General features: G+C 71.1%; 23 protein-coding genes. 15 read left to right on the top strand and 8 right to left on the bottom strand.

The genetic code is table 11. The annotated features are described in order from the left end of the window. Positions 1-267 precede the first annotated feature (267 nt). The 4 genes from murQ to D7X12_RS10050 all read right to left on the bottom strand — a co-directional run bounded on the left by murQ (position 268) and on the right by D7X12_RS10050 (position 3,949). A complete protein-coding gene (gene murQ, locus D7X12_RS10065) occupies positions 268-1,329 on the bottom strand; it encodes an N-acetylmuramic acid 6-phosphate etherase (RefSeq protein ID WP_120625046.1) in 1,062 nt (353 codons plus the stop codon). 23 nt (positions 1,330-1,352) lie between these two features. Next, positions 1,353-1,544 carry a 50S ribosomal protein L28 gene (gene rpmB / locus D7X12_RS10060; protein ID WP_120625045.1) on the bottom strand — a complete coding sequence of 64 codons (192 nt, stop codon included), beginning with the start codon at positions 1,542-1,544 and terminating at the stop codon, positions 1,353-1,355. A 105-nt stretch (positions 1,545-1,649) separates the two neighbouring features. Continuing rightward, positions 1,650-3,173 (bottom strand): NAD(P)-binding protein, encoded by a 1,524-nt coding sequence (locus tag D7X12_RS10055; RefSeq protein ID WP_120625044.1) that lies wholly within the window; start codon positions 3,171-3,173, stop codon positions 1,650-1,652. Between the two features lie 86 nt (positions 3,174-3,259). Further along, entirely contained in the window at positions 3,260-3,949 is a 690-nt protein-coding gene (locus D7X12_RS10050) for an HAD family hydrolase (protein ID WP_120625043.1), read from the bottom strand. 83 nt (positions 3,950-4,032) lie between these two features. On the opposite strand from D7X12_RS10050, the gene D7X12_RS10045 reads away from it, so the two are divergent. Then, positions 4,033-5,112 (top strand): enoyl-CoA hydratase/isomerase family protein, encoded by a 1,080-nt coding sequence (locus tag D7X12_RS10045; RefSeq protein WP_120625042.1) that lies wholly within the window; start codon positions 4,033-4,035, stop codon positions 5,110-5,112. Positions 5,113-5,121: 9 nt separating this feature from the next. Here D7X12_RS10045 and D7X12_RS10040 read toward each other — a convergent pair whose 3' ends face one another. The 3 genes from D7X12_RS10040 to purM are packed head-to-tail and all read right to left on the bottom strand — an operon-like array spanning position 5,122 to position 7,393. Beyond that, entirely contained in the window at positions 5,122-5,697 is a 576-nt protein-coding gene (locus D7X12_RS10040; RefSeq protein ID WP_244224462.1) for a 2-thiouracil desulfurase family protein, read from the bottom strand. Then, on the bottom strand, positions 5,694-6,359 hold the full coding sequence (purN, locus tag D7X12_RS10035; protein ID WP_120625041.1) for a phosphoribosylglycinamide formyltransferase: 666 nt from the start codon (positions 6,357-6,359) through the stop codon (positions 5,694-5,696). The genes D7X12_RS10040 and purN overlap by 4 nt, the downstream gene beginning before the upstream one ends. Beyond that, complete coding sequence (gene purM / locus D7X12_RS10030; RefSeq protein ID WP_120625040.1) at positions 6,356-7,393, bottom strand: phosphoribosylformylglycinamidine cyclo-ligase; 1,038 nt, start codon at positions 7,391-7,393, stop codon at positions 6,356-6,358. The genes purN and purM overlap by 4 nt, the downstream gene beginning before the upstream one ends. A 73-nt stretch (positions 7,394-7,466) precedes the next feature. On the opposite strand from purM, the gene D7X12_RS10025 reads away from it, so the two are divergent. The 12 genes from D7X12_RS10025 to D7X12_RS09970 all read left to right on the top strand — a co-directional run bounded on the left by D7X12_RS10025 (position 7,467) and on the right by D7X12_RS09970 (position 22,280). Continuing rightward, positions 7,467-9,848, top strand: coding sequence for a CHASE2 domain-containing protein (locus D7X12_RS10025; RefSeq protein ID WP_120625039.1), 2,382 nt, complete (start codon positions 7,467-7,469; stop codon positions 9,846-9,848). Between the two features lie 94 nt (positions 9,849-9,942). Beyond that, the gene (locus D7X12_RS10020) at positions 9,943-10,593 is read left to right on the top strand and encodes a Crp/Fnr family transcriptional regulator (RefSeq protein WP_120625038.1); all 651 of its coding nucleotides are present in this window, start codon (positions 9,943-9,945) and stop codon (positions 10,591-10,593) included. A gap of 1 nt (position 10,594) precedes the next feature. Then, a complete protein-coding gene (locus tag D7X12_RS10015) occupies positions 10,595-11,350 on the top strand; it encodes an MBL fold metallo-hydrolase (RefSeq protein WP_120625037.1) in 756 nt (251 codons plus the stop codon). 96 nt (positions 11,351-11,446) lie between these two features. Then, a complete protein-coding gene (gene accD / locus D7X12_RS10010; protein WP_120625036.1) occupies positions 11,447-12,298 on the top strand; it encodes an acetyl-CoA carboxylase, carboxyltransferase subunit beta in 852 nt (283 codons plus the stop codon). Between the two features lie 14 nt (positions 12,299-12,312). Continuing rightward, positions 12,313-13,632 carry a bifunctional folylpolyglutamate synthase/dihydrofolate synthase gene (locus D7X12_RS10005; protein ID WP_208718925.1) on the top strand — a complete coding sequence of 440 codons (1,320 nt, stop codon included), beginning with the start codon at positions 12,313-12,315 and terminating at the stop codon, positions 13,630-13,632. Positions 13,633-13,641: 9 nt separating this feature from the next. Beyond that, the gene (locus D7X12_RS10000; RefSeq protein ID WP_120625035.1) at positions 13,642-14,913 is read left to right on the top strand and encodes an alpha/beta fold hydrolase; all 1,272 of its coding nucleotides are present in this window, start codon (positions 13,642-13,644) and stop codon (positions 14,911-14,913) included. Positions 14,914-15,005: 92 nt separating this feature from the next. Next, positions 15,006-16,526 (top strand): AMIN domain-containing protein, encoded by a 1,521-nt coding sequence (locus tag D7X12_RS09995; protein WP_208718923.1) that lies wholly within the window; start codon positions 15,006-15,008, stop codon positions 16,524-16,526. A 51-nt stretch (positions 16,527-16,577) separates the two neighbouring features. Then, complete coding sequence (locus D7X12_RS09990) at positions 16,578-19,271, top strand: LPS-assembly protein LptD (RefSeq protein WP_120625033.1); 2,694 nt, start codon at positions 16,578-16,580, stop codon at positions 19,269-19,271. Positions 19,272-19,339: 68 nt separating this feature from the next. Beyond that, positions 19,340-19,690 (top strand): helix-turn-helix domain-containing protein, encoded by a 351-nt coding sequence (locus tag D7X12_RS09985; RefSeq protein WP_120625032.1) that lies wholly within the window; start codon positions 19,340-19,342, stop codon positions 19,688-19,690. A gap of 147 nt (positions 19,691-19,837) precedes the next feature. Then, entirely contained in the window at positions 19,838-20,575 is a 738-nt protein-coding gene (locus tag D7X12_RS09980) for a TetR/AcrR family transcriptional regulator (RefSeq protein WP_120625031.1), read from the top strand. Beyond that, on the top strand, positions 20,524-21,306 hold the full coding sequence (locus D7X12_RS09975; RefSeq protein ID WP_120625030.1) for an enoyl-CoA hydratase/isomerase family protein: 783 nt from the start codon (positions 20,524-20,526) through the stop codon (positions 21,304-21,306). The genes D7X12_RS09980 and D7X12_RS09975 overlap by 52 nt, the downstream gene beginning before the upstream one ends. Positions 21,307-21,386: 80 nt before the next feature. Then, positions 21,387-22,280 (top strand): beta-keto acid cleavage family enzyme, encoded by an 894-nt coding sequence (locus D7X12_RS09970; protein ID WP_120625029.1) that lies wholly within the window; start codon positions 21,387-21,389, stop codon positions 22,278-22,280. Here the strand turns inward: D7X12_RS09970 and D7X12_RS09965 are convergent. Then, a complete protein-coding gene (locus D7X12_RS09965; protein ID WP_120625028.1) occupies positions 22,257-23,243 on the bottom strand; it encodes a M23 family metallopeptidase in 987 nt (328 codons plus the stop codon). The genes D7X12_RS09970 and D7X12_RS09965 overlap by 24 nt on opposite strands. A gap of 315 nt (positions 23,244-23,558) precedes the next feature. Here D7X12_RS09965 and D7X12_RS09960 point away from each other — a divergent pair, with 315 nt between their 5' ends. After that, the gene (locus D7X12_RS09960; RefSeq protein WP_120625027.1) at positions 23,559-24,065 is read left to right on the top strand and encodes a hypothetical protein; all 507 of its coding nucleotides are present in this window, start codon (positions 23,559-23,561) and stop codon (positions 24,063-24,065) included. Between the two features lie 22 nt (positions 24,066-24,087). Continuing rightward, a complete protein-coding gene (locus D7X12_RS09955; RefSeq protein ID WP_120625026.1) occupies positions 24,088-24,852 on the top strand; it encodes an endonuclease/exonuclease/phosphatase family protein in 765 nt (254 codons plus the stop codon). The last annotated feature ends 143 nt before the right edge of the window (positions 24,853-24,995 follow it).

Genomic DNA, 24,995 nt, shown 5'->3' with positions numbered 1-24,995 from the left:
GCCTTCAGTCTAAAGCCCGGCTCCCACCCTCGCCGTGTCCGGGGCTTCCGGTGTTCAGGACCGGCGGCGCCCCGGGGCCCTGGCGGGAGCGGGGGGCGCGAGCAAGGGCTTGGGGGCCTCCGTTCGGGGCCACCTGCCGCGCTGCGTCTTCGCCGCCTGCTCTGCGGCCGGCGACGTAGGGGGCCTTGCTGGGCCTGGTGTTGGGGGCCGCTTGTGGCGCCGCGTCTTCCGGTCACCGCCCGGCTACAGGCGACGCAGGAGGACCTGCTACCCCTGTCGTTTGGGCTGCTTGTCGCGCCGCGTCTTCGCTGCCTGCGCAGGGGGAGGTGCGGTCTGGGGCCTTGCTGCACCTGCCGTCTGGGGGCGCTTGCCGCGCGGATTCTCCACCGGAGTGGAGGCCCGCCTTCCGCCCCGCTTCGAAGCCCGGCCGGGCACAGAGGGGGCGAGCGTCCGCAGGCCTTCGGACTGGAGCCTGCGCCGCGCCTGGGCCGCCGGAAGTCCGGTGAAGTGCATGGCCAGCGCCAGCTTCACGCTGTCCCCCGAGGCGTCGAGCAGCGCCCGGGCCCGGGCCGCGGGCAGGTCCGTCAGCTCCGCCACCATCCGCGCCGCGCGGGCCCGCAGCTTCGCGTTCGTCGGGCGCACATCCACCATGCGCCCCCGGTACACCTTGCCCAGCGCCACGAAGGCCGCCGTGGTGAGCGCGTTCAGCACGAGCTTCGTCGCCGTGCCCGCCTTGAGCCGCGTGGAGCCCGCCACCACCTCCGGCCCGGTGCGCGCCAGCACCACCGTGTCCGCCCGCATGGCCCTGCCGGGCGGGTTGCAGCACACCAGCACCGTGCGGGCCCCCAGGCGCCGCGCCTCGTCCAGGGCGCCCCGGACGTAGGGCGTGGAGGAACTCGCGGAGATGCCGCACACCACGTCGCGCGCCGTTGCCCGGAAGGCGCGCACGGCCCGAGCCCCCGCTTCGACGTCGTCCTCGGCGCCCTCCACGGCGCGCGTCAGGGCCCGCTTGCCGCCCGCGATGGCCGCCTGGACACACGTGGCCGGCACGCCGAAGGTGGGGGGACACTCGCTGGCATCGAGCACGCCGAGCCGCCCGCTGGTGCCAGCGCCCACGTAGAGCAGCCGGCCTCCAACGCGCAGGGCTTCCGCCACGGTCCGGGCCGCCACGGCGATTGCCGGCAAGGCCTCACGGACCGCACGAAGGGCGATCAGGTCTTCTTGATGCAACCGTCGGACGACCGCCTCGACAGGGAGGAGGTCCAGGTCATCCGCGCGGGGGTGGAGCCGTTCGGTGGGCGGAAGCGCTGCTTGAGGCGCGCGCGTCATGCCCACCGGAAGGACCCCGGACTTCAGGCGGCCTTGGTCACCTTGCCCGCCTTGATGCAGCGGGTGCAGGCCAGAACGCGCTCGATGCTGCCCGCGACATTCGCCCGCAGCTTCTGCAGGTTCGGCAGGCTCCGCTTCTTGGTCTTGTTGTTCGCGTGGCTGACGTTGTTACCCACCAGCGGACGCTTCCCACAGAGGTCGCACTTCCACGCCATGACTGCTAACTCCTTGAAAACTGGGGCGTTCTACGGCAGCCCATAAAAGAGCGGCGGACCCTACCAGAAACAGTCCGAAAATCCAGCCGGATCCGTGACGGACCCCTACCCCTTGAGGGGATCCTTCTTCTTCAGCATGTCCTGCACCAGCTTCGCGGCCCGCATCCCCGCGAGCAGCTCGCCCTCCAGGCCCAGGCCGGGCAACACCTCGCGGCCCGCGAGGATCACGTTCTTGGCGGGCGTGCGCTGATTCAACCCCGTGACGCCCAGGAAGGCTTCCGTCTCGAAGCTGTAGAGGGGGTGGGGCATCAGGCGGCTGCCGCGCACTCCCCCGGCGTCCAGGTAGGGGGCCGACCGCAGCGCGCGGTGCTGCTTCGTGAAGGGCATCAGCCGGTCCAGGTGCTCGTCGATCTTCAGCGCCAGGGCCTGCAGGTGCTCCTCGCCCAGGTCGCGCGCGGAGGCCGGGACGAAGGCGCCGGCGCACACCACGCGCACGCCCTCCACGTCCTTGTGGGCCCCCGCGGAGGCGGCCGTGCGGGCCGGGTGCTGCTGCACGAGCAGCGGGCCCAGCTCCGGGTCCTGGGTGTCCACCAGCACCAGCTCGCCCATGCCGCGCGGGAGCGCCGCCTCCGGCACCACCCAGTTCACGGTGAACAGCAGCGACTTGGTGTTGGACTGGTCCAGGTGCTCCAGGAGGCCCCGGTGGTGCTTCTTGTCCGTCACCAGCCGGCGCAGCGCGCCGGAGTCCGTGGCCGTCACCAGGCAGGAGGCCCGGTAGAGCGTCTCCGAGCGCACCAGCTTCACGCCCGCGAACTTGCTGCCGTCGAAGGCCAGCTCCTCCACGATGAAGCCCGCCGGGTTGTCGCGGCCCAGCACGTCGCCGCCCAGCTCCGCGAGCCTGCGGGTGAGCGCGTCGCGCAGGGCGTCCATGCCGCCGGGGTAGGTGGAAGGCGAGGTGAGCACCTGCGACAGGGCCCGGGTGAGCGCCAGGGGCGCGGTGGGCTTCTCCAGGTGCACCAGGAAGGGCAAGAGGCCGCGCACCAGCGACAGCGCGGGGTCCTCGCTCGCGAGCCGGGGCGTCGCCGTGAGGCCGGGGTGTTCCTTGATGAGCCCCTTGAGCTTCCAGGACTCGAAGAAGCCGTCCGGGGGCAGCTGGGGGCCTTCCTTGAAGAAGGCGTCGGTGGCCTCGTGCTGGGCGGCGCTGCCCGTCAGGGCGCCCTGGATGCCCTCGCCGGCCTCGCCGAACTCGCGCGTCAGCTCCGCGCGGCGCCGGGTGGCGTCCGCCGTGAGGTCCACGCGGTTTTTGGGCAGGACGAGCTGGAGCTCCGGGACATGGGGGCGCAGCGCCCGGCCGATGGTCGTCGCGAGCCCCAGCTCCGCGAGGGCCTCCTCCACCACGGGCATCGCCTTGAGGGGCGGCGCGACGAAGGGGGCGTAGGGGAGCACGAAGCCATCGTGCTCGTAGCCGGGGCCCATGCCGTCGTGTTCCACCAGCAACACGCGGTGGTTGCGCTTCGCCAGGAGCGCGGCGGCGAGCGCGCCTCCGACCTGGCTGCCCAGCACGATGACGTCGTACACGTGCCGGGACGGGCCCGAGGGGAGCTTGAGTTTGGCGGCGGACGTCGACATGGCGGCCGAACACTACACAACGTCACCGCGTCTGGCGCCCTTTTGGCACGGGGGCTCCGGGTCCGGGGAACCCCCTAGCCGCCCCTTCAGGGCCGCGCGTCGAAGAGGCGCGCCAGCAGCGCGGGCGGCAGCGTGTCGAAGTCGGCGGCGGTGAAATGGGCGCCCGCCTGCTTGAGCTTCTCGGCCGTGGTGGTGGTGGTGATGCCCACCGTGACCATGCCGGCGGCGCGCGCGGACAGCACGCCGTTGATGGCGTCCTCGAAGGCCACGCACGCCTCCGGGGGCACCTTCAGCGCCTGGGCCGCCGCGAGGAAGATGTCCGGCGCGGGCTTGCCGCGCTTCACCTGTTCGGCGCCGACGACCACCGCGAAGAGGGGCCGCAGGCCGAGCCCGTCCAGCACCAGCTCGCGGTTGCCCTGCGGCGCGGCGGTGGCCACGGCCATGGGCAGGCGCGCGTCTCGCAGCCGGTCGAGGAACGCCCCCGCGCCCCGGTGCAGCGCCAGATAGGGTCGGTAGATGGCGCGGTAGTGGGACTCCTTCTCCTCCGCGAGCGCATCCAGCTCCGCGACGGACAGCGTGCGCCCGAGGAGCTCCGGGAAGATCTCCTCGTTCTTCTTGCCCGCGAAGTCGTTCTGGAACCGTTCGGCCGTCAGACCTTCCAGGCCCAGCTTCCGGGCGAGCGTCACCCAGGCCCGGTTGTGGAAGTCCATGTTGTCGACAAGCGTGCCGTCCATGTCGAAGACGGCGGCGCGCAGGGAGGGCGCTGCGGAAGTCATTTTCTCCCCATACCTTTTTTCGCCGCCGTGTCACCCCCGGAATCTCCCAAGCGTGCACGGTCGGGCCTGATATCCCCGCCGGCATGAGCGAGGACGTGCTGCTGGAGACCCGGGGAGCCGTGGGCCTTGTCACCCTCAACCGCCCGAAGGCGCTCAACGCGCTGTCCCTGGAGATGTGCCGGGCGCTGCATCCCCGGCTGGACGCGTGGGCGGCGGATCCGTCCGTGAAGGCGGTGGTGATCCGCGGCGCGGGGGGCAAGGCGTTCTGCGCGGGAGGGGACGTGCGCGCGGTGGCCGGGTCGCTCGGCCGTCCGGACGCAGGCGGGGGAGGCCCCCTGTCGCGCGAGTTCTTCCTGGCCGAGTACGCGCTCAACCATCGCATCCACCACTTCCCGAAGCCCTTCATCGCGCTGGTGGATGGCATCTGCATGGGTGGCGGGTTGGGGCTGTCGGTGCACGGCGGGTTCCGGGCCGTCACGGAGCGGCTGGTGCTCGCGATGCCGGAGACGGGCATCGGCCTCTTCCCGGATGTGGGCGGCGGCTGGTTCCTGCCGCGCTTCCCGGGCGAGACGGGGACGTACCTGGGGCTGACGGGCGCGCGGTGTGACGCGGCGGACGCGGTGTGGCTCGGGTATGCCACGCACCGGGTGGAGTCCTCGCGGCTGGAGGAGGTGGTGGACGCGCTGGTGGCCGCGGACTGGAGCGGGCCGGGCCACCACGTGGCGGCGCATGTCCTCGCGGGCTTCATCGCGGAGCCAGGGACTTCCACGCTCGAAGCGCGAGCGGACGTCATCGCGCGGTGCTTCCGGGGGGACCGGGTGGAGGACCTCCTCACGGCGCTGGAGCAGGAGGGGTCCGCGTGGGCGGAGGAGACGCGCGCCACGCTGCTGCGCATGTCGCCCACGAGCCTCAAGGTGACGCTGCGGCAGCTTCGCGAGGGGCGCGGCCAGGACTACGACACGATGGCGCGGGTGGAGTACCGCTTGAGCCAGGCGCTGACCGCGCGGCCGGACTTCCGCGAGGGGATCCGGGCCGTGCTCGTGGACAAGGATCAGAAGCCGCGCTGGAGCCCGGCCACGCTCTCGGATGTGACGGACGCGGAGGTGGAGGCCTGCTTCGCGCCGCGTCCCGGGGATGAGCTGGTGCTGCCCGCGCGGGGATGATCCGTTGGACTACAGGTCTTCGTCGCTGACGACGGTACGCCCGTCCGCGCGCAGCAGCGCGGTCGTGATGCCTTCGCCCGGCCGCAGCACGCCGGTGTCGTAGACGCGCTGGCTGCCGCACGAAGGACTCTTCTCCTTCAGCAGCGCCACCGGGACCTCGAACCTCCGAGCGGCGTCGAGCGCCATCCGGGCGCCCTCCTGGAACGCGGCGGTGCGGTCCTCGCGAGTGTCCCGGGTGAGGGCCCGCGCGCGGCCGGCCCAGACGTCCACGCCCGTGCCACCGGCCAGGTCCACGGGAGGGCGGGGGATGCCCATGCCCGCGCCAGCCTCCGGACAGATGGGGACCACGGCCTTGCCTTCCAGTGCCGCGAGCACCCGCTCCGAGCGCTGCGAGCGACCGTCATACCGACAGGCCTCGCCCAGCAGGCACGCGCTGACGAGGACCACGGGCGCGTCACGCAGGGCCTGTCGCCGCGCATCGCGGGCCGAGGACTCGGAGGCCTGCGTTGGCTGCGCCGCGCCGTCCGAAGCCTTCGTCGCAGCGGAGTCCCCGGAATCAGACCCCCGCGCCGCGTCCTGCTTCACTTCGGGGCACCCGGACTGCGCAGCGCGCGTCCATCCCCCGTGACGATGGCATCCACCCGCGTGCGCATCCCATCCAGCGTCACCGCGCCTGTCACGGCCAGCCGCACCGCGAGCGGATACAGCCGGTGCTCTTCCGCGAGGATGCGCGCACTGAGGCTCGCCTCGTCATCCTCCGGCAGCACCGGCACCGCCGCCTGCGCGATGATGGGCCCCGTGTCCGTGCCCGCGTCCACGTAGTGCACCGTGCACCCTGCCACCTTCACGCCGCGCTCCAGCGCCTGGCGCTGCGCATGCAGCCCCGGGAACGCGGGCAGCAGGGAAGGGTGGATGTTCAGCACGCGCCCGGGGAAGTGGTTCAGGAAGTCGGCGCTCACCAGCCGCATGAAGCCCGCCAGGCACACCCACTCCACGCCCGCGTCGGCCAGCACGCCGCGCAGCGCGGCCTCGAAGTCCGCCTTCGACCCGAAGCCCTTGTGATCCACCACCTCCGCGCGCACGCCCGCCTGCCGCGCGCGCTCCAACGCGTACGCGGTGGGCACGTTGGACACGACGCACGCCACCTCGGCCGGGAAGTCCTCCTGCCGGGCCGCGTCGAGCAGCGCCTGCAGGTTGCTCCCGCCGCCGCTGACGAGCACCCCCAGCCGCGCCCGTCGCGCGCTCATGGGTCGATGACCGCCGTGGCCTCGCCCTGGCCCGCTTCCACCCGGCCCACCTCGGACGCTTCCACGCCCCGGCCGCGCAGCACTTCCAGCGCCTTCGCCACGTCCTCCTTCGCCACCACGACGATGAGGCCCAGGCCCATGTTGAACGTGCTGAACATCTCGTCGCGCGCGACGCCGCCCGTCTTCGCGATGAGGTCGAAGATGGCCGGCTTCTTCCATGCGGCCTCGCTCAGCACCGCGCGCGTCCCGTCCGGCAGGCACCGGGGCAGGTTGCCCGGGATGCCGCTGCCGGTGATGTGCGCCATGCCCTTCACCTTCACCGCCTGGCACAGCGCGAGCGCGTCCTTCACGTAGATGCGCGTGGGCTCCAGCAGCGCGTCACCCAGCGGGCGATCCAGCCCCTCGGGCGTCACGTCCAGCGGAAGCTTCGCGTCGTCCAGCAGCACCTTGCGCGCCAGCGAATAGCCGTTGCTGTGCAGGCCCGACGACGTCAGCCCGATGAGCGCATCCCCCGGCTTCACCGTCTTGCCGTCGATGATGGCCGAGCGCTCCACCACGCCCACGCAGAAGCCCGCGACGTCGTACTCGCCCCGCGGGTAGAAGCCCGGCATCTCCGCCGTCTCCCCGCCCAGGAGCGCGCACCCCGCCTGCTCGCACCCCAGCGCGATGCCCTTCACCACCTCCGCCGCCGCGTCCACCTCCAGCTTGCCGGTGGCGAAGTAGTCGAGGAAGAAGAGCGGCTCCGCGCCACAGGTGAGGATGTCGTTCACCGACATGGCGACGAGATCGATGCCCACCGTGTCATGGCGCCCCGCGAGGAAGGCCACCTTGAGCTTGGTGCCCACCCCGTCGGTGCCCGCCACCAGCACCGGCGCCTGGTATTTGCCGGGCGGCAGGGCGAACAGACCGCCGAACCCGCCCACCCCGGCCAACACCTCGGGGCGCGTGGTGCGCGCGGCATGGGGCTTGATTCGTTCGACGAACGCGTCGCCGGCCTCGATGTCTACTCCGGACTGCTTGTAGGTCGTTCCCACGGGCCGGCCTTGTATCCCTCCCGGAGCCCCCTGTCTCGGGCCTCGGAGCCCCCGTGTCAGGTTTGCGGCTACCATGCCCCCCGGCATGAAGACCGGCCTGTCACGCCACCGCTTCGAACTGCTCGCCCTCCTGGTGGCCGCGCTCTTCTGTGGGCTCCACGCCTGGGTGGAGGCCACGCCCGCCATCGGCCTCGTGGCCGAAGGCGCTCCGCCCGTGCCCCTCCTGGTGCGCGGCGTCCACGTCCTCGAAGGGCGCGTCACCGACCTCCAGTTCCAGGTGCGCGGCCCGAAAGCCCCCCATCCGGACGTCATGGTGGTCGCCGTGGACGAGCGCAGCGTGCAGCGCCACGGCCGCTGGCCCTGGCCCCGCGAGAAGCTGGCCCTGGCGGTGGATCACCTGCGCGAAGCGGGCGCCACCGCCATCGGCCTGGACATGGTCTTCGCCGACGCGGACCCCGGCACCGCCTCCCAGGTGCGCGCCGAGGCCGCCCGCACCCTGGACCGCGTGCTCCAGGAGACGCCAGAGGCCTTCACCGTGGCCCCGGCCCTCGCCACCTGGAGGAAGGAGCTGGCCGCGAGCGTCACCGCCACCGGGGACGCCGCGCTGGCCGCCGCGCTCGCGCGCACGCCCCAGGCCGTGCAGGGCGTCATCGTCTATCCGTCCGGGGATGAGGCCCTCTTCGCGGCGCAGGAACAGGAGCGCGCCCCGCTGCTCGCGCCGCACCTGCTGCGCCGGTTCTTCAGCCCCCTCACGCCCGCGGCCGTCATCGCGCGCGACTTCGCCGGGGTGCCCGGGTGGCGCAACCACTCCGCGCAGACTCCGTTGCCGGAGCTGGCCCGGGCCAGCGCTCGTCTGGGCTTCTTCAGCGCCGTGCCCGACGCGGACGGGACGCTGCGCAGGCTGCCTCCGCTCGCGAAGCTGGAAGGGGCAGGGGGCTTCCTGCCGTCGCTGGATGTGCAGGTGGCCGCCGCCTACGTGGGCGCGGAGGCCGTGGAGCCGATGCTGGACGTGGACACGGGCCGGCTCGTGGGCCTGCGCCTGCGACGGCAGCACCATGCGCACCGCTACGTCCCGCTGCCGGAGTCCGAGCCCTTCCTCCTGATCAACTACCCGGGCGACGCCAGCGTCTTCCCCACGCTGAGCCTGGGAGACGTGGTGGACGGCCGGTTCGACGCGGCCTCCGTGCGCGGCAAGGCCGTGCTGGTGGGAATCACCCTCACGGGCAACTTTGATCAGCGCGTGACGCCGTTCCGCGAACTGGAGCCCGGCGTCTTCGTCCACGCGGCCGTCCTCTCCAACATCCTCCAGCAGGACTTCCTCACCCGGCCCGCGCTGGCGTGGCGGCTGGAGGCGGCCTTCATGCTCGCGGCGGCGTGGCTCCTGGCCCGGCTGCTGACGCGCGTGCGCACCGCGTGGATGCTGGTCGCGGCGCTGGTGCTGGTGGGCACCTACCTCCAGGTGGATCAATTCCTGTTCGGTATCGGCGTCCAGGTGGCCACGGTGGTGCCCGTCGCCTCGCTGATGACCACCGCCGTGGGGCTGCTGTTCCTGAGCTACCTCTCCGTGGACCATGAGAAGGCCCGCCTGCGCCACGCGTTCCAGCACTACCTGGACGCGAGCGTGATGGAGCAGGTGCTCGCCCACCCGGAGCGGCTCAAGCTGGGCGGCGAGCGCAAGGAACTCACCGTCCTCTTCTCCGACATCCGCGGCTTCACCACGCTGGCGGAGCGGCTGCCCCCGGAGCGGCTGGTCGCCCTGGTGAACGCGTACCTCACGCCGATGACGGACGTCGTCTTCCAGCACGGGGGCACGCTCGACAAGTACATCGGCGACGCCATCATGTGCTTCTGGGGCGCGCCGGTGGATCAACCGGACCACGCGCTGCGCTCCTGCCGCGCGGCGCTCGCGTTCCTGGACACGCTGCACACGCTCAACGCCCGCTGGCGCGAGGCCGGCCAGCCGGAGGTGGACATCGGCGTGGGCATCCACACCGGCTTCATGAACGTGGGCCACATGGGCACGCTCGGCCGCTTCAACTACACCGTGATGGGCGACGCGGTGAACCTCGCCTCCCGCCTGGAGGGGCTCAACAAGGAGTACGGCACCCGGATCCTCATCTCCGAGCACACCCACGCGCTCGTGAAGGACCACGTCACCGCCCGCCGCCTGGGCGCCGTGCGCGTCAAGGGCAAGCGCGAACCCGTGGGCCTCTACGAGCTGCGCGCCCTGGGAGCCGCTTCCCCCGCGGACGCGGAGGCGCTCGCCACCTTCGAGGACGCGGCGGCGCGCTTCTCCGCCCGCGACTGGGACGGCGCCGGGGCAGGCTTCCAGGCCGTGCTCGCCCGCTGGCCAGAGGACCCTGTCTCCCTCCGCTACCTGGCCGCCGTGGCCGCCCACCGCCTCCAGCCGCCTCCCGAGGACTGGGATGGCGTCTTCACCGCGACGACCAAATAGGTCGGGCCCGGGGGCAGGCGGCCCAGGCGGCCTCGCGATATCGCTCTCGCGATATTTGACCGGTGGGGTGGGGGCTGATTGACTCGTTGGTCAGATGGGCGCCGAGGAAACCCTCTTTCAAAGATTTGGCAAGGAGTTCCCCAAGGGCACCGAGCTCTTCCGTGAGGGAGAGATCGGCAAGGAGATGTTCGTCATCCAGTCGGGGAAGATCGCCATCTCCAAGCGCGTGCGCGACGTGGAGAAGGTGCTCGCCGTGCTGGGGCCGGGCGAGTTCTTCGGGGAGATGGCCATCATCTCCAACAAGCCCCGGAACGCCTCCGCCGCCGTCCACGACGACGCGAAGCTGCTCGTCATCGACCCCAAGACGTTCGAGGCGATGATCCGCGGCAACGCGGAGATCGCCGTCCGGATGATCAAGAAGCTGGCCGAGCGCCTGTCGGAGGCGGACGCGCAGATCGAAAACCTGCTCCACGGGGATCCGGCCAGCCGCGTGGTCCACCAGATCCTCCAGGCCTGCCAGGCGCGCGGCCGGCCGCTGGAGGAGGGCGTGGAGATCGACTTCGCGGTGCGGGAGATGCCCCGGCAGATCGGCGTGGGCGAGCCCGCCGTGCGCAGCATGTTGGACCGCATGGAGCGCGCGGGGCTCATCGAGCGCAGCGGTGACAGACTGACCGTGTATGACACGGCCCGGCTGCATGACTTCCTCAACTACCTCGAGATGAAGTGGAAGTTCGGAGACCTCTAGCGTGAAGCTGCAAGTCCTCGGGTGCCACGGCGGAGAGCTTCCCACGTGCAGGAGCACCTGCTTCCTCGTGGATGACGTGCTCGCGCTCGACGCGGGCGCACTCACCGGGACCCTCACGCTGGAGCAGCTCTGCAAGGTCGACGACATCCTTGTCGGCCACAGCCACTTCGACCACGTGAAGGACCTGCCGCTGCTGGCCGACCTGGTCATCGGCCGCAGGGACAAGCCCGTCACCATCCATGCGTCCCGCGAGTGCGCCAAGGCGCTGCGCGAGAACATGTTCAACAACGCCCTCTGGCCGGACTTCACCCGCATCCCCACGCGGCTCAAGCCCGTGCTCGCCATCAAGACCTTCCGCGCCGGCAGCACCTTCCAGGTGGGCCCCTACACCGTGAAGAGCGTGCCGGTGAGCCACCCCGTGGAGTCGTGCGCCTTCATCATCTCCGACGGGAAGTCCTCGCTCGCGATGAGCGGCGACACCGGCCCCACGGACAAGCTGTGGAAGGCCCTCAACGCGACGAAGGACCTGAAGGCCCTGCTCCTGGAGGCCAGCTTCCCCAACAGCCTCCAGGCCCTGGCGGACATCTCCGGCCACCTGACGCCCGCCACCGTGGGCTCGGAGCTGCGCAAGTTCGACCGCAACGGCGCCCAGGTGATGCTCTACCACCTGAAGCCCGCCTTCGTGACGCAGCTCAAGAAGGAGCTGGCCCCACTGCCCGTCAACGTCCTGGAACTGGGAGAGACGTTCCAGTTCTAGCGCCGCCATGACGCCCGGCTGGCGCAGGCCGTGCCGCGGCGCGCCGTACGGGGGTATTGACGGTGGGCGGCAGGCGGATTAACCCCTGGCGCCCTCATGGCCTGGTTCTCCAAGAAGCCTCGTATCGCCGTCGACGCCGAGCCCGCAGCCGAGCCCCAGCCTTCCCGCATGCAGGGCCTGTGGGCCAAGTGCGAGAGCTGCGACGAGATCATCTACCGTCAGGAGCTGGAGAAGAACTGGATGGTGTGTCCGCACTGCGAACACCACCACGCCTGGACGGCGCGCTCGCGGCTCGCGGCGACCCTGGATCCGGACTCCTTCGAGGAGTTCGACAAGGACCTGGAGCCCCTGGACCCGCTCGGCTTCACCGACACCAAGAAGTACAAGGACCGGCTGAAGGCCACGCGCAAGAACCTGGACGAGAAGGACGCGTTCATCTCCGGCGTGGGCCGCATCGAGGGCCACCAGGTCTCCCTGGGCTGCTTCCTCTTCGAGTTCATGGGCGGCTCCATGGGCTCCGTGGTGGGTGAGAAGGTGACGCGCGTGTTCGAGCGCGCCTATGAGCTCAAGTGCCCCGCGCTGGTGTTCTCCGCCTCCGGCGGCGCGCGCATGCAGGAGGGCATCTTCTCCCTGATGCAGATGGCGAAGACGTCCGCGGCCATCGCGCGCTTCCGCAACGGCGGCAAGCCGTACGTGTCGGTGATGCTCAACCCCACCACCGGCGGCGTGGCCGCGTCCTTCTCCTGGCTGGGCGACATCATCCTCGCGGAGCCGCACGCCCTCATCGGCTTCGCGGGCCCGCGCGTCATCGAGCAGACCATCCGCCAGAAGCTGCCGGAGGGCTTCCAGCGCTCGGAGTTCCTGCTGGAGCACGGGATGATTGACGCCATCGTCCACCGCAAGGAGCTGCGCACGAAGCTGGGCCAGCTCCTGGGCATGCTGGGGTAGGGCGGCCGCCCGTTATGGACGCGGACGCGCCCTCCACCCCCGAGGAGGCCCTGCGCTTCTTCCAGGCGCTCAACCCCTCCGGCATCAAGCTGGGGCTGGAGCGGGTGAAGGACGCGCTGGCCTCGTTGGACCACCCGGAGCGCGACTTCCCGGCGCTCCACGTCGCCGGCACCAACGGCAAGGGCAGCACCTGCGCCTTCGTGGCCAGCGCGCTCCAGGCCGCGGGCCACCGGGTGGGGCTCTACACGTCGCCGCACCTGGTGCGCGTCAACGAGCGCATCCGCGTCGCGGGAGACGACATCTCCGACGACGTCTTCGGGCAGCGCATCCTGGAAGTCCTGGAGCGCTACCCCTCCGCGCTGTCGGATCCGATGACGTACTTCGAGTTCGGCACCGTGGTCGCCCTCTGGCACTTCTCCCGCGAGCGCGTGGACGTGGCGGTGCTGGAGACGGGGCTGGGCGGACGGCTGGACGCGACCACCGCCGCGAACCCCCTGGTGACGTGCATCACCCCCGTGTCCTTCGACCACATGGAGTACCTGGGCCACACGCTCCGGGAGATCGCCGGGGAGAAGGCGGGCATCTTCAAGCCGCACGTCCCAGTGGTGCTCGCACGCCAGGACCCCGAAGCCCTGGACATGCTCCTGCTGCGCGCGGAGCACCTGGGCGTCCCGGTGCGCCTGGAGGGGCGCGACTTCGAGTTCGCCGTGCGCGACACCGGCAGGCTTGCGTACCAGGGGCTCGCCTGGACGCTCGAGGACCTGACGCTGTCGCTGCGGGGGCCCTACCAGCGCCAGAACGCCGCGGTCGCCCTGGCCTGCCTGGAGGTGCTCCAGGCGCAGGGCGTGGCCGTAACGCCGGAGGCCGCCCGCGTGGGACTGGCCACCGCGCGCTGGCCCGGCCGGCTGGAGGAGGTGGCGGCGCGCCCCCCGGTGGTGGTGGACGGCGCCCACAACCCGGCGGGCGTGGCGGTGCTGCTGGAGGCCCTGCGCGCGCTCTACGCGGGCCGGCCGCTGCACCTGGTGTTCGGCGTGGTGGCGGACAAGGACCGCGGACCGATGATGCGCGCGCTCTTTCCGCTCGCGACCTCCGTGCACCTCACGCCCCTGGACACGTCGCGCTCGCTTCCCCCGGAGCGCTACGCTGACGAAGCGCGGGCCTTGTGCTCACGCGTCGTCGTGCACGGCTCCCTGGAGGAGGCGCTCGCCGGAGCCCGCGGGGACGCGGACGCCACCGCGGACGGGCTCGTGTTGTGCACGGGCTCATTGTTCCTGGTAGGAGCCGTGAAACGATTGCTCGCACGAAACCTTGGCGCGATGCAGCACCGGCAGTAACTTTGAAACATGCGCTTGCCGGACTGGAGATCGGCCCTTCCGGGCCCTCCGATGCCCACCGTCGATGAAGTCGACTTCCGGCAACTGTACTCAAAGACGAACTACGTGGTGGAGACGGCGGACGGATGGTCGCTTGTCATCACGCGCTACCGGCCGGTGAAACAGGCGTTCGCGCAGCCGCTGTTCGGTGAGCCACTGTTGCTCGTGCACGGCTTCTCCCAGAACCGGCACACCTGGACCAGCGGACAGTTCGTCAAGAACCTCCTCTTCTTCGGCGTGGACATCCACATCCTGGAGCTGCGCGGGCACGGCAAGAGCTCCATCGCCTTCCAGAAGGAGCGCGCCGAGCGCTTCAAGCGCCCGCTGCCCCCGGACCTGGACTACGGCTGGGACCTGGACAGCTACTTCCTCTACGACCTGCCGGCGGCCGTCTCCGGCGTCAAGCGCATCACCCGGCGCGAGCGCGTCTTCTACTGCGGCCACTCCATGGGCGGCATGCTGGGCTACGGCTACGCCGGCATCCACGACGACTTCGAGGGGCTCATCACCATTGGCGCGCCCGCGGACCTGGGGCGCGGCTTCATGCTGCTGCGCCTGCTCGCGCACGGCTCGCCGCTCCTGGCGAGCGCGGTGGACATGGCGCTGGGGGGCATGAACCTGAACCGCCGCGCGAGCGCGCTCGGCAAGGGGCTCCTGGCGAAGGGGGCGGGCGTCTTCAGCCCCAGGCTCCAGAAGCGCCTGGAGACGGAGGCGCCCAGGTCGCTCGTCTTCAACGCGGTGCCGGTGGACGTCGTCCTCAAGTTCGTGGAGCGGCAGCTCGCGCAGGCGGATGAGTCGCCGCTGTATCAACGTTTCACGCGCAAGCTGAACCGGCTCGTCAACACCGAGCGCGTCAGCCGCGACGACATCCGCTGGCTCTTGCGCGAGGGCGGCGAGCGCGAGCCGCGCAAGGTGATTGAGCAGTTCGCCCGGTGGATCCGCCGGGGCGAGATGGTCTGCTACCGCACGGACTACGACTTCAAGCGCGGCTTCGGGAAGATTGAAATCCCCATGGCCATCATCTTCGGGGACCTGGACCCGCTGGCGTCGGTGGAGTCCACCCGCAGTGTGTATCGCGCCGCCAAGAGCGAATACCTCCTGTGGCGGCCGGTGAAGGGCAACAGCCACGTCGAGCTCACCATGGGGCACGACATCCGGCAGATCTGCTACGACATCAAGAACCTCATTGAATACACCCGCACGCACCGCACGCGTTCGCCCGTGCTGCCGCGCTTGCGTTGAAGCCCGGACGTTCCCGCCGGCCTGAAAAGTTGGAGCCCCCCGGCTGCGTGCTAGCTTCACGCCCCTCTGGCGAACGTCAACGGGAGTGGTCGATGAAGGCCTATGCGGTGTCGCTGCTCGGATGGGTGCTCGTGCCCCTGGTGGCGCTGGCGCAGCAGTCGGCGCCGGCGGACCTCAACACCATCACCGGCATCACCGTCAGCGGTGGGACGGTGGAGATCAACGGCAGCAAGAAGCCGGACTTCAACAGCTTCACCATGACGGATCCGCCCCGGCTCGTCATCGACGTGTCCGGCGCCGTGTTCCAGGGCGTGGAAGCGGAGCTGCCGGTGGCCAACGGCACCGTGACGGGCATCCGCACCGCCATGTACGGCACCGAGTCCGCGTCCATCGCGCGCATCCTCATCGGCTATGAGCGCGAGGTGGAGACGGACATCCAGTCCGCCGGCAACAAGCTGGTGGTGAAGGTCCTGGGCGCGGGAGGCGGCACCGCGGTCGCGGCCAACACGCCGCCCGCGCAGCAGCAGGGCACGGCGGAGATCGCCTCCGCGACCAACACCCCCGCGGGCGCCAATGCCCAGGACGCGGCCCGCGCCGCCGCGTCGGACCGGGACGCGCAGGACAAGGCCGCGAAGGCCGCCGCCGACGCCGCCCGCGCCGACCGCGAGAACCAGGAGAAGGCCGCCGCCGAGGCCGCCGCCCGCGCCAAGGAGGACGCCGAGTCCGAGCGCAAGAAGCAGGAGGAGGCCCGGCTCGCCTCGCAGCGCCAGGACGAGGAGCGCCGCGCGTCGGAAGAGGCCGCCATCGCCGAGCGCAAGCGCCAGGAGGAGGACGCCCGCGTCGCCGCGAAGCGCGCCGAGGACGAGCGCCGCGCCACCGAGCAGGCCGCCGCCGACGCGAAGCGCCAGCAGGCCGAACAGGCCCAGGCGTCCGCGAAGAACACCGCCGAGGAGCGCCGCGCCGCCGCGCAGGCCGCCGCCGAGGCGAAGCGCGCCGAAGCCCAGGCCGCCGCCCAGGCGAAGCGCGAGCAGGCCGAACAGGCCCGCACCGCCGCCGCCGACGCGAAGCGCCAGCAGGCCGAGGAGGCCCAGGCCGCCGCCCAGGCCCGCCGCGAGGAGCAGCAGCAGGCCCGCGTCGCCGCCGCCGAGGCGAAGCGCCAGCAGGCCGCGGAGGCCCGCGAGCGCCGTCAGGAGCGCACGGTGGCGTCCCGTGAGTCCACCGCGCGTCCCAGCCAGGGCAGCGCCGCGCGCGAGCCCCGGGAGAGCGGGGGCGGCGCCACGTCCTCGCGCCGCAAGACGATGACGCTGGTGGGCTTCCAGCAGCAGCCGGACAGCTCGCGCGTGTTCGTGCGCACCAACGAGCCCGTGCGCTACAACGTGAGCGACGCTGGCAACCAGGTGGTGCTGGAGCTGGAGAACACGCGCGTGGTGGAGTCCAACAACACGCTGCCCCTGGACACGCACTTCTTCCCGTCGGCGGTGTCTCGCGTGGAGGCCGTACCGGGCGCGGGCCACACCGTGCGCGTGGTCATCCAGCTGAAGCAGGGGGTTCGCTACCAGACACGTCAGGAAGGCGGGCTCATCACCCTCGACTTCCCGCGTCCGGGCCGGTAGGACGGGCAGGGCGCCGTTGCCGGCACGGCGCCCACCGCCGACTCACCCCGCATGACCTTCCTCGCTCCGGTCGCCCTGACGCTCCTGGTGTCGGCCCAGATTCCGCTGGCCACCCAGGTGGAACTGCCCACCGGCGAGGTCGTGGAGCTGGCGGCCGACTACGTCGTCTACGAGTCGGACATCCTCACCGCGCGCGGCCACTGCGAGCTCAGAAGCGGCCCCAACGTCCTGCGCGCGGACGAGGTGACGTACAGCGAGGCCACCCAGGTGGCCACCGCCACCGGCAACGTGATGTTCGTCAGCGGCATGATGGCCGCCATCGCGGAAGACGTGCGCGTGGACCTGCGCTCCAACGAGGCCAGCGTGAAGGGCGGCCTCTTCATGCAGAAGAAGGGCGTCACCCCCGAAGCCCTCCAGGCCGCCAAGACGCCGGAGGAGCTGCGCAAGCTGGGGGAGACGCCCGTCCTGATGAGCGGCACGCGCATCCGCCGCACCGGGGAGGCGGCCTTCTCCGTGGACGGGCTCGCCTTCACCCCGTGCCAGTGCGGCCCGGGGGAGCCCGGCTGGCGCGTGGAGGCCAAGGAGGCCAACGTCGTCATGGGCGAGCGGGCCATCCTCACCTGGCCCGTGGTGTACGTGCGCTCCGTGCCGGTGTTCGCGCTGCCGTGGTTGTACCTGCCCCTGGCCGAGCGGCGCACGGGCCTGCTCATCCCCCGGCCCGCCAACTCCGGCCTCAACGGCTTCGCGCTGGACGTGCCCGTCTTCGTCACGCTGGGGGAGAGCTACGATCTCACCTTCACCCCGGGCTACTTCACGGGCGGCGGGGACGTGGTGAACCCCCAGTTCGTGGACGCGGAGGGCAACCCCATCCGCGAGACGCGCCCCAACGGCGTGCAGGGGCCCCGGCTCCACACCGAGTTCCGCTACGTCCCCAGCGACCGCACCCGGGGCCGCGCCACGCTGGGCTTCCTCTACGACCTGCGGCCCCGCCTGGATCCCATCACCGGGGCGTTCATGCGGGTCTACGACCGCTCCAACCCGGATTTTCCGGTGCCCACCCAGCAGATCGTCCAGGACCGGCGCGGGCTGCGCGGCGAGGCGTCCTGGCAGCACACGCAGGAGCTGGGCGACGGCTGGCGCGACCGGGTGGACGCGTACTTCGTGTCGGACGGCTTCTACACGCGCGACCTCACCGCCGACGTGCTGGTGCAGAACTACAGCTACCTGCGCAGCACCGCCGTCGTGTACCAGCGCCAGGATGACCGCTACCTGGGCCTGGACGTGTCGCTGCGCCAGGACCTGCGCTACCCGTTCCGCTTCTTCAAGCCGAACACCATCCCCGCGGAGGCCACCGCGAACAACGTGGCGTTCGACCCGCACGGCCCGACGACCTTCCAGCGGCTGCCGGGCATCACCTTCGCGCTGCCGGACCGGCCCCTGTTCGGCGGGAGCGCCACGGGCGGGCTGCAGGTGGAGTACAGCCGGCTGACGCCCCTGCGCAGCGCCTTCGCGGATGACGGCCGGGACGGCGTCTTCACGCCCCTGGGCCTGTGGCGCCCCGCGTCCGTGCCGCTGAACTTCAACTACTTCGCGCTGCCGAAGGACGACCTGGAGGGCAACGGCCGCTTCGACCCCACGGAGCGCGAGGCCCGCGACCGCGTCTCGCTGTTCCCGCGCCTGTCCACCTCCTACGGGCTGGGGCCCTGGGCCCGGCTGACGCCCTCGCTGGGGGTGCGCCAGGACGTCGCCGTGGGCGAGTTCTCCGGCCGCACCTCCCAGCGCGGCTACCCCCTGGTGGACCTGGTGCTGGACTCGCAGCTGGCCCGCACCTTCACGGACAAGGACACGCTCTACCGCCACACGCTCTCGCCGTCGGTGAGCCTGCGCTACGTGCCCGGTGGCTGGGGCCGGGGCTTCACCGTGGCGCGGCCGGAGGGCTCCAGCGCCGTCCCGCTCATCTACGACGAACTCGACTCCGCCGTGCCGCTCCAGTCCGACGGCCGCGTGCGAGGCTTCCTCCACGCCGTGCTGGCCGTGGACCAGACGTTGCGCGTGCGCAAGGGCCCCACGAACCGCGAACCGCTGCGCCTGCGCATCGGTCAGGGCTTTGATTTGTCCCGCCATGCCCCCGTCGCGGGCGGTGACACCGTGCGCGGCAGCGTGCTGCGCGACACCTTCGCGCGCCTCTCCGCCAGCGCGGGCGTGCTCACCGCGGGCGGGCTCGTGCGCATGGACCCCACGACGGGGGACATCACCCAACTGGGCGCGGACTTCACCATCGACAACGGCCGCGGCAACGCGCTCTACGCGCGCTATGACGACCTGCTCGCCGTGAAGCAGCTCTCCCTGGACCGGGGGCTGGATCCGTTCGCGCAAGGCCCCGACTTCGTGCGCCGGGGGGTGGACATGCTCGTGGGCGACGCACCCCGGCCCCTGCCATCCCACACCGACCAGCTCGACCCCTCTCCGACCGAACGGGCCCAGGCTCTCACTGTCGGTACGCGAATCAAGCTCGGATTCGGGCTCGGGTTGCGATACGAAGCGTTGGTGCAGCCTCTGTATAAGGACTTGAATTCCCAGGAAAGTCAGCCCCTTGCACAGCAGACCTTCGGCGTGTCCTACGGACCGGCGTGTGACTGCTGGCGAATCGAGGGGGTGGTCATCCTGCGGCGCAATCAGTCGCCGGAATTCGCCGGACTCAACCTGAGTGTCGCCGGTTTCGGGTCCTTTGGTTCGGGCGGGTAGGAATCACCCGCCGTGCGCGATGGTTGCACTCACCTCGGAACATTCCCCTCCCCCAGGAGTCGTCTTTCGTGTCGGACCTCGGAAAAAGAATTGGCCAGCGCATTCGCGAGCTTCGCACGCAGCGCCCGGAGCGATGGACGCAGGAAGAGCTCGCAGAGCGGGCACAGATCAGCGTGTCCTTCCTGTCGATGATCGAGCGCGGCGAGCGTGTGCCTCATGTGGAGACCCTCGCGGCGCTCTCCAATGCCCTCAGTGTCAGTCTCGGTGAGCTCTTCACGGGCACCGAGCAGACCCCCGCCCAGACGGAGGACCTGCTGCGTCCCCTGTCGGACTTCGCCCGCGCCCGGGGCCTCAACGCCCGCGACGTGGACCGTCTCCTGGGCGTGGCCCGGGTGATGTTCAACGGCACCCCGGCCTGAAGTCCCTTCAGTCCGGCCCCTCGACGTGAGCGCCTTCCGCCCGCCTCCCCCTCGGCGTGGCGGGGGGCCCCACGTAAGGATTGACCCCGGGGCCCTGCGTCCGTAGCGTGGCTGACTGATTCTTGAATCAATCAGCCGGGAGGACGCGTGGGCCAGCAGAAGTCGGCGCCAGAAGGCGGGACGCGGGAGAGCGAGCGTCGCCGGACCATCCTGCGTGCCGCCATCGACGTGTTCGCCCGCAAGGGCTACCACGGCTGCCGCATCGCGGACGTCGCCAAGGAGGCGGGCGTCGCGTACGGGCTCGTCTACCACTACTTCAAGAACAAGGATGAGCTGCTGGAGACCGTCTTCGAGACGGGCTGGAGCGGCTTCATCTCCCGCGCGCGCGTGGTCGCGGAGAGCGAAGGCCCGCTCGCGGAGAAGGTGCGCCGCATCGCGGACGTGGCCTTCGAGGCCTACCGTGTCGACCCGCGCGCGGTGAAGGTCCTCATCCTGGAGATCGCCCGCAGTCCGGCGGGCGCCCGCATCAACCGGCAGACGGCCTTCGTGGACGTCATCCGCCTGAGCGCGCAGATGTTCACGCGCGCCCGGGAGACGGGTGAGCTGCGCCCGGACGTGGATCCGCTGCTCGCCTCCGCGCTGCTCTTCGGCTCCATCGAGATGGGCCTCACGGCCTTCGTCGTGGGGCTCGCGGACGCCCGCGACACGGTGATGCTGGAGCGCGCCAAGGCGCAGATCGCCGACTCCTTCCTTCACGGCGTCCTCGTCCCCCGGAGTGAGCTGCCGCAGGGCAGCGAGCTTCCGAAGAGCGAGGCCCCTCCAGAGGTGTCCACATGGAAGCGGGAGAAGTCCGGTACGAAGTCCAAGGCCCCCAAGCGCACCTGACCATCGACCGGCCCAAGGCGCGCAACGCGCTGTCGCCGGGTGTCATCCAGGGGCTGAGCGACGCGCTGGAGCGCGCGGACGCGGACCCCGCGGTGCGCGTGCTCGTGCTCACCGGCGCGGGGGAGAAGGCGTTCTGCGCGGGCGGGGACCTGGGGCAGCTCTCCGGAGACGGCGGCTTCCTGGCGACCCACGAGGGACGGCGCGCCTATGGGCGGCTGCTCACGCGCTTCCAGGACGTGCGCAAGCCCACCGTGGCGCGGGTCAACGGCCACGCGCTGGCGGGTGGGCTGGGCCTGGTGCTCGCGTGCGACCTGGCCGTCGCGGTGGAGGGCGCGGACCTGGGCACCCCTGAAATCGACGTGGGGCTCTTCCCCATGATGATGATGGCGCTCCTGCAGCGGCACCTGGGGCGCAAGCGCGCGCTGGAGCTGGTGCTCACCGGGGACCGGCTGCCCGCGCGCGAGGCCCTGGCGCTGGGGCTGCTCAACCGGGTGGTGCCGGCCGCGGAGCTGGACGCCACGGTGGCCGCGCTCGCGGGGAAGCTCGCGGGCAAGAGCCAGGCGGTGCTGGCCCTGGGCCGGCGCGCCTTCTTCACCGCGGAGGACCTGCCGCTGCCGGCCGCGCTGGAGTTCCTGGCGTCGCAGCTGTCGCTCAACGTGCTCGCGGACGACACCGCCGAGGGCGTGACGGCCTTCCTGGAGAAGCGGCCCCCGCAGTGGAAGGACCGCTGAAACCCCTTCGCAGCTCTTTCCCCCCGGCTTCTCTCCCCGGCTTCTCCCCCCACGACTTCTCCTGAAGGAGGTCTCAATCCATGGCTTCGCTGAACGACAAGGTCATCGTGACGTGCGCGCTGGACGGCGTGCTGACGAAGCGCGAGCAGTGTCCCTACATCCCGTACTCGCCAGTGGAGCTGGGCGAGGAGGCCCGCCGCGCGTACGAGGCGGGCGCCGCGGTGGTGCACATCCACGCGAGAGACCCCGAGACGGGCGATCAGTCCTGGAGCAAGGACATCTACCGGCAGATCCGCGACGAGGTGAAGAAGCGCAGCCCCATCATCGTGAACTTCTCCACCGGCGGCTTCAACATGGGGGTGGAGGGCGACGACGAGAAGCGCTCGCGCCTGGAGTACGTGCACGAGGTGGGGCCGGAGATGGCCGCCCTCAACATGGGCTCGATGAACTACGCGAAGTATTCAGAGAAGCGCAAAGGCTTCGTCTTCGACTTCGTGTTCCCCAACCCCTTCTCCGACATCCTGCTGGCCGCGGAGGCGATGAAGCGCGGCGGCAGCAAGCCGGAGTTGGAGTGCTTCGACGTGGGGCACATCCACAACGCGCAGCCGCTGCTGGCCATGGGCGCGCTCAAGCCGCCGCTCCAGTACAGCTTCGTGATGGGCGTGCTGGGCGGCGTCGCACCCACGGCGGAGAACCTGGCGCACATGGCGCGGCAGGTGGGCCCCACCGACACCTGGGAGGTGATTGGCATCTCCCGCGTGCAGTGGCCGCTGGTGATGGCCGCGCTGGTGCTGGGCGGCAACATCCGCGTGGGCCTGGAGGACAACTTCTACCTGGACACCCACGGCAAGGAGATGGCCAAGGGTAACGGCCCGCTCGTGGAGAAGGCCGTGCGCATGGCCCGCGACGCGGGTCGCGAGCCGATGACGCCCGACGAGGCGCGCCGCGCGCTATCGATTCCCCAGGTCTGGTGAGCTGGCGGCGACGCCCGGCGTCTCCTGCGCGCCGAAGAAGTCCAGCTTGAGCAGCGTCTGGCCATCCACCCACCGGTCGTCCGCCTTCACGCCCCAGTGGAGGTGGGGACCGGTGACGCGGCCGGTGCTGCCCACGAGCCCCAGCTCCTCGCCCACCTTCACCTTCGCGCCGTCCTTCACGCGGATGCGCGACAGGTGGAAGTACGCGGTGTAGAGCCCCGCGCCGTGGTGCACGAGCACGGTGTTGCCGGAGGCGTAGTTGTCGCGCGCCATCACCACCGTGCCGTCGTTGGCGGCGAACACCGGCGCGCCCGGGTCTCCGTCCAGGTCCACGCCGAAGTGTTGGCTCTGCAGCTTGCCGTTGAACGAGCGCCGGTCGCCGAAGGGCGCCGTCACCGTGTCCTGGCGCGGCCACGCGAAGTTCTGCCCGAACAGCGGCGTGCGGAAGGGCTGCGCGAACGCCGCGGCGAACGCCTTGCGGTCCGCCTCCATGCGCGCCTTCACCGCCTTGGGCGGCGACACGTACTTGCCGGCCACGCGCAGCTCGCGCTCGCGGTAGCCCGGCGCGCCCACCGCCACCGAACCGGACAGCGCCACCGGCAGGCCCCGGCCGGGGGCCGTCACGTCCACGCTCACCGTGCCGGCGGGCTGTTCCACCGGAAGGCCGGTGAGGGCGGCATAGCCGTCCTGCCACGCGAAGAAGCGCAGGGGCCGGCCATCCAGCGTCCCGGTGGGGAGCCCGGACGCGCCGCGCACCGTCACCAGCACCGGGTCGCCCGGCTTCGCGCTGACGGGCTGGAGCAAGAGGTGGGGGCCGCTGGTGGGTTTCACCGGCAGGGGCGCCATCTCTCCCCGGACGACGGCCGGAGGGGAGGCGGGCGACGGAGTGGCCAGCACCGAGGGACCGGAGGCGAGCAGGGTGAGGAGCAGGAAGCGGGACGCGGAATGATTCCGGGCGGGCATGGGCGCTTCTTTACACCACGCGCGCGCGGAACCTTCCCGGAGCGGCATCACGGGCGTGGGTTGTCTGCTTCTCTGCTTTGAAGGGCTCGTCCGGATGCCTCCTGGTGGACGTCTGGAAGGCCGTCCCGGAGGCAGGCTGCGGAAGCGTGCTGTTGTCGGTACTTAGGTGCCCTGGGAGGCGAAACCCTGTCCTGGGTCGGACGGAGGGCAGGCAGGCGTGGCGGTTCCTCACGGTCAAGGCGTTACGGACGGCGAAGGGCTCCCTAGCTTCAGTCCATCAACGCAGCGCATTGATTTTTGGAAAGGAGAGCGCGCATGCCTCGCTCCTACAGCTTCGACCACTTCCAGGTGCCCAAGACGCTGCCCGTGCAGAAGCGCGGCCTTCGCCAGCGCGACAAGGAACAGCTGGCCCAGTCCACGCGCGTGACCGTGGACGACCAGGAGGGCGTCCACTACGGCAAGAGCCACGCCCAGACGGAGGAGATTTTGATGGCGCGCAAGATGGAGCTTCAGCTGGAGGAATTGGCCCGTCCGGAGCCGGACGCCAAGTTCTCCCACGCGCAGCCGGCCCGCGCGAACGCCAAGAAGCGCAAGGAGGCCGCGGCGCCCGCCATCGGGACGACGGCGCCCATCGGCGCCCTGCCCACCACCAAGGAGCCGCTGCCCTCGCAGGGCCGGCTGTCGGATCTCGTCAGCGATGCCCGCCTGCAGCTCAAGGCCATCCAGACCGGCGTGGGCGACGTGGCGTCGGCCGTGCAACGGCTGGCGTCGCTGCCCCTGGGGGTCGTGCGTCTGGCGGCCCGCCGGCTCATCCCGGCCTGAGAAAGGGGAGGGTGAACGACGCGTGGAGCTGACCCTCGTCTCCTACAACATCCACAGCGGCATCGGCGTGGACGGGGCCTTCGACCTGTCCCGCGTGGGCGCGGTGCTCCAGGAAGTGAACGCGGACATCATCGCCCTGCAAGAGGTCGGTGACTTCCGGGGCAAGACGCCCCGGGAGGACCAGCCCGAACACCTGGCGGAGATGCTGGGCATGCACATGGCTTTCGGGCCCAACGTGGTCCGCAACGGCCGGCGCTACGGCAACGCCATCCTCAGCCGGCTGCCGGTGCTCAAGTCGAAGAACTACGACCTGAGCGTGCCGGGCCGCGAGCCCCGGGGGGCGCTGCGGTGCGACCTGGACCTGGAGGGCGGCAAGCAGCTCCACGTCTTCTGCCTCCACCTGGGCCTGTCGGTGAGTGAGCGGCGGCGGCAGGAGTCGCTCCTGCTGTCCGCCGACCTGCTCCGGGACGCCGCGCGCAAGGACCCCATGGTGGTGTGCGGGGACTTCAATTCGTGGGGCAACGGGCCGGTGTCGTCGCTGGTGCGGGAGGCCATCCACGACGCCGCGTTCGAGCTGGGCGCCGCCGCGCGCACCTACCCGACGCGGCTGCCCCTGTTCCGGTTGGATCGCATCTACGTGGACTCCGGGGTGCGGCCGGTGTCGGTGACGCCGCACCGCACGCCGCTCAGCCGGGTGGCGTCGGATCACCTGCCGCTGGTGATGCGCTTCGAGGCGCCCATCGCCGTGCAGCCGCCTGTCGCTCCGCCGGTGCAGCTGATCGGCTAGGCTCACGCGGGTCCGGAGGGTTTTCGCGTTGAGTGGCCGACGCTTGCGAACGCCGGACAGTTTCGCCGCGGCGTGGTTGTCGCGGCGAGCGGGGGTGCCTAGGTTGGCGCCCACGCGCACAGGATGTGAGCGTCGGCCGGAGA

The sequence above is a fragment of the Corallococcus sicarius genome (assembly GCF_003611735.1).
Lineage (GTDB): Bacteria > Myxococcota > Myxococcia > Myxococcales > Myxococcaceae > Corallococcus > Corallococcus sicarius.
Note: the sequence above shows the minus strand (reverse complement) of the source record. Positions and strands in the feature narration are given on the sequence as shown.

What these genes read in the sequence shown, in the direction of transcription:
- accD (WP_120625036.1), top strand. Translation starts at nt 11,447, where the DNA reads ATGGCCTGGTTCTCCAAGAAGCCTCGTATCGCCGTCGACGCCGAGCCC.
- D7X12_RS10000 (WP_120625035.1), top strand. Translation starts at nt 13,642, where the DNA reads ATGCGCTTGCCGGACTGGAGATCGGCCCTTCCGGGCCCTCCGATGCCC.
- purN (WP_120625041.1), bottom strand. Translation starts at nt 6,359, where the DNA reads ATGAGCGCGCGACGGGCGCGGCTGGGGGTGCTCGTCAGCGGCGGCGGG.
- D7X12_RS09960 (WP_120625027.1), top strand. Translation starts at nt 23,559, where the DNA reads ATGCCTCGCTCCTACAGCTTCGACCACTTCCAGGTGCCCAAGACGCTG.
- D7X12_RS10055 (WP_120625044.1), bottom strand. Translation starts at nt 3,173, where the DNA reads ATGTCGACGTCCGCCGCCAAACTCAAGCTCCCCTCGGGCCCGTCCCGG.
- D7X12_RS09990 (WP_120625033.1), top strand. Translation starts at nt 16,578, where the DNA reads ATGACCTTCCTCGCTCCGGTCGCCCTGACGCTCCTGGTGTCGGCCCAG.
- D7X12_RS10020 (WP_120625038.1), top strand. Translation starts at nt 9,943, where the DNA reads ATGGGCGCCGAGGAAACCCTCTTTCAAAGATTTGGCAAGGAGTTCCCC.
- D7X12_RS10005 (WP_208718925.1), top strand. Translation starts at nt 12,313, where the DNA reads ATGGACGCGGACGCGCCCTCCACCCCCGAGGAGGCCCTGCGCTTCTTC.
- murQ (WP_120625046.1), bottom strand. Translation starts at nt 1,329, where the DNA reads ATGACGCGCGCGCCTCAAGCAGCGCTTCCGCCCACCGAACGGCTCCAC.
- rpmB (WP_120625045.1), bottom strand. Translation starts at nt 1,544, where the DNA reads ATGGCGTGGAAGTGCGACCTCTGTGGGAAGCGTCCGCTGGTGGGTAAC.
- D7X12_RS09995 (WP_208718923.1), top strand. Translation starts at nt 15,006, where the DNA reads ATGAAGGCCTATGCGGTGTCGCTGCTCGGATGGGTGCTCGTGCCCCTG.
- D7X12_RS09965 (WP_120625028.1), bottom strand. Translation starts at nt 23,243, where the DNA reads ATGCCCGCCCGGAATCATTCCGCGTCCCGCTTCCTGCTCCTCACCCTG.
- D7X12_RS10050 (WP_120625043.1), bottom strand. Translation starts at nt 3,949, where the DNA reads ATGACTTCCGCAGCGCCCTCCCTGCGCGCCGCCGTCTTCGACATGGAC.
- D7X12_RS10045 (WP_120625042.1), top strand. Translation starts at nt 4,033, where the DNA reads ATGAGCGAGGACGTGCTGCTGGAGACCCGGGGAGCCGTGGGCCTTGTC.
- D7X12_RS09970 (WP_120625029.1), top strand. Translation starts at nt 21,387, where the DNA reads ATGGCTTCGCTGAACGACAAGGTCATCGTGACGTGCGCGCTGGACGGC.
- D7X12_RS10025 (WP_120625039.1), top strand. Translation starts at nt 7,467, where the DNA reads ATGCCCCCCGGCATGAAGACCGGCCTGTCACGCCACCGCTTCGAACTG.
- D7X12_RS09975 (WP_120625030.1), top strand. Translation starts at nt 20,524, where the DNA reads ATGGAAGCGGGAGAAGTCCGGTACGAAGTCCAAGGCCCCCAAGCGCAC.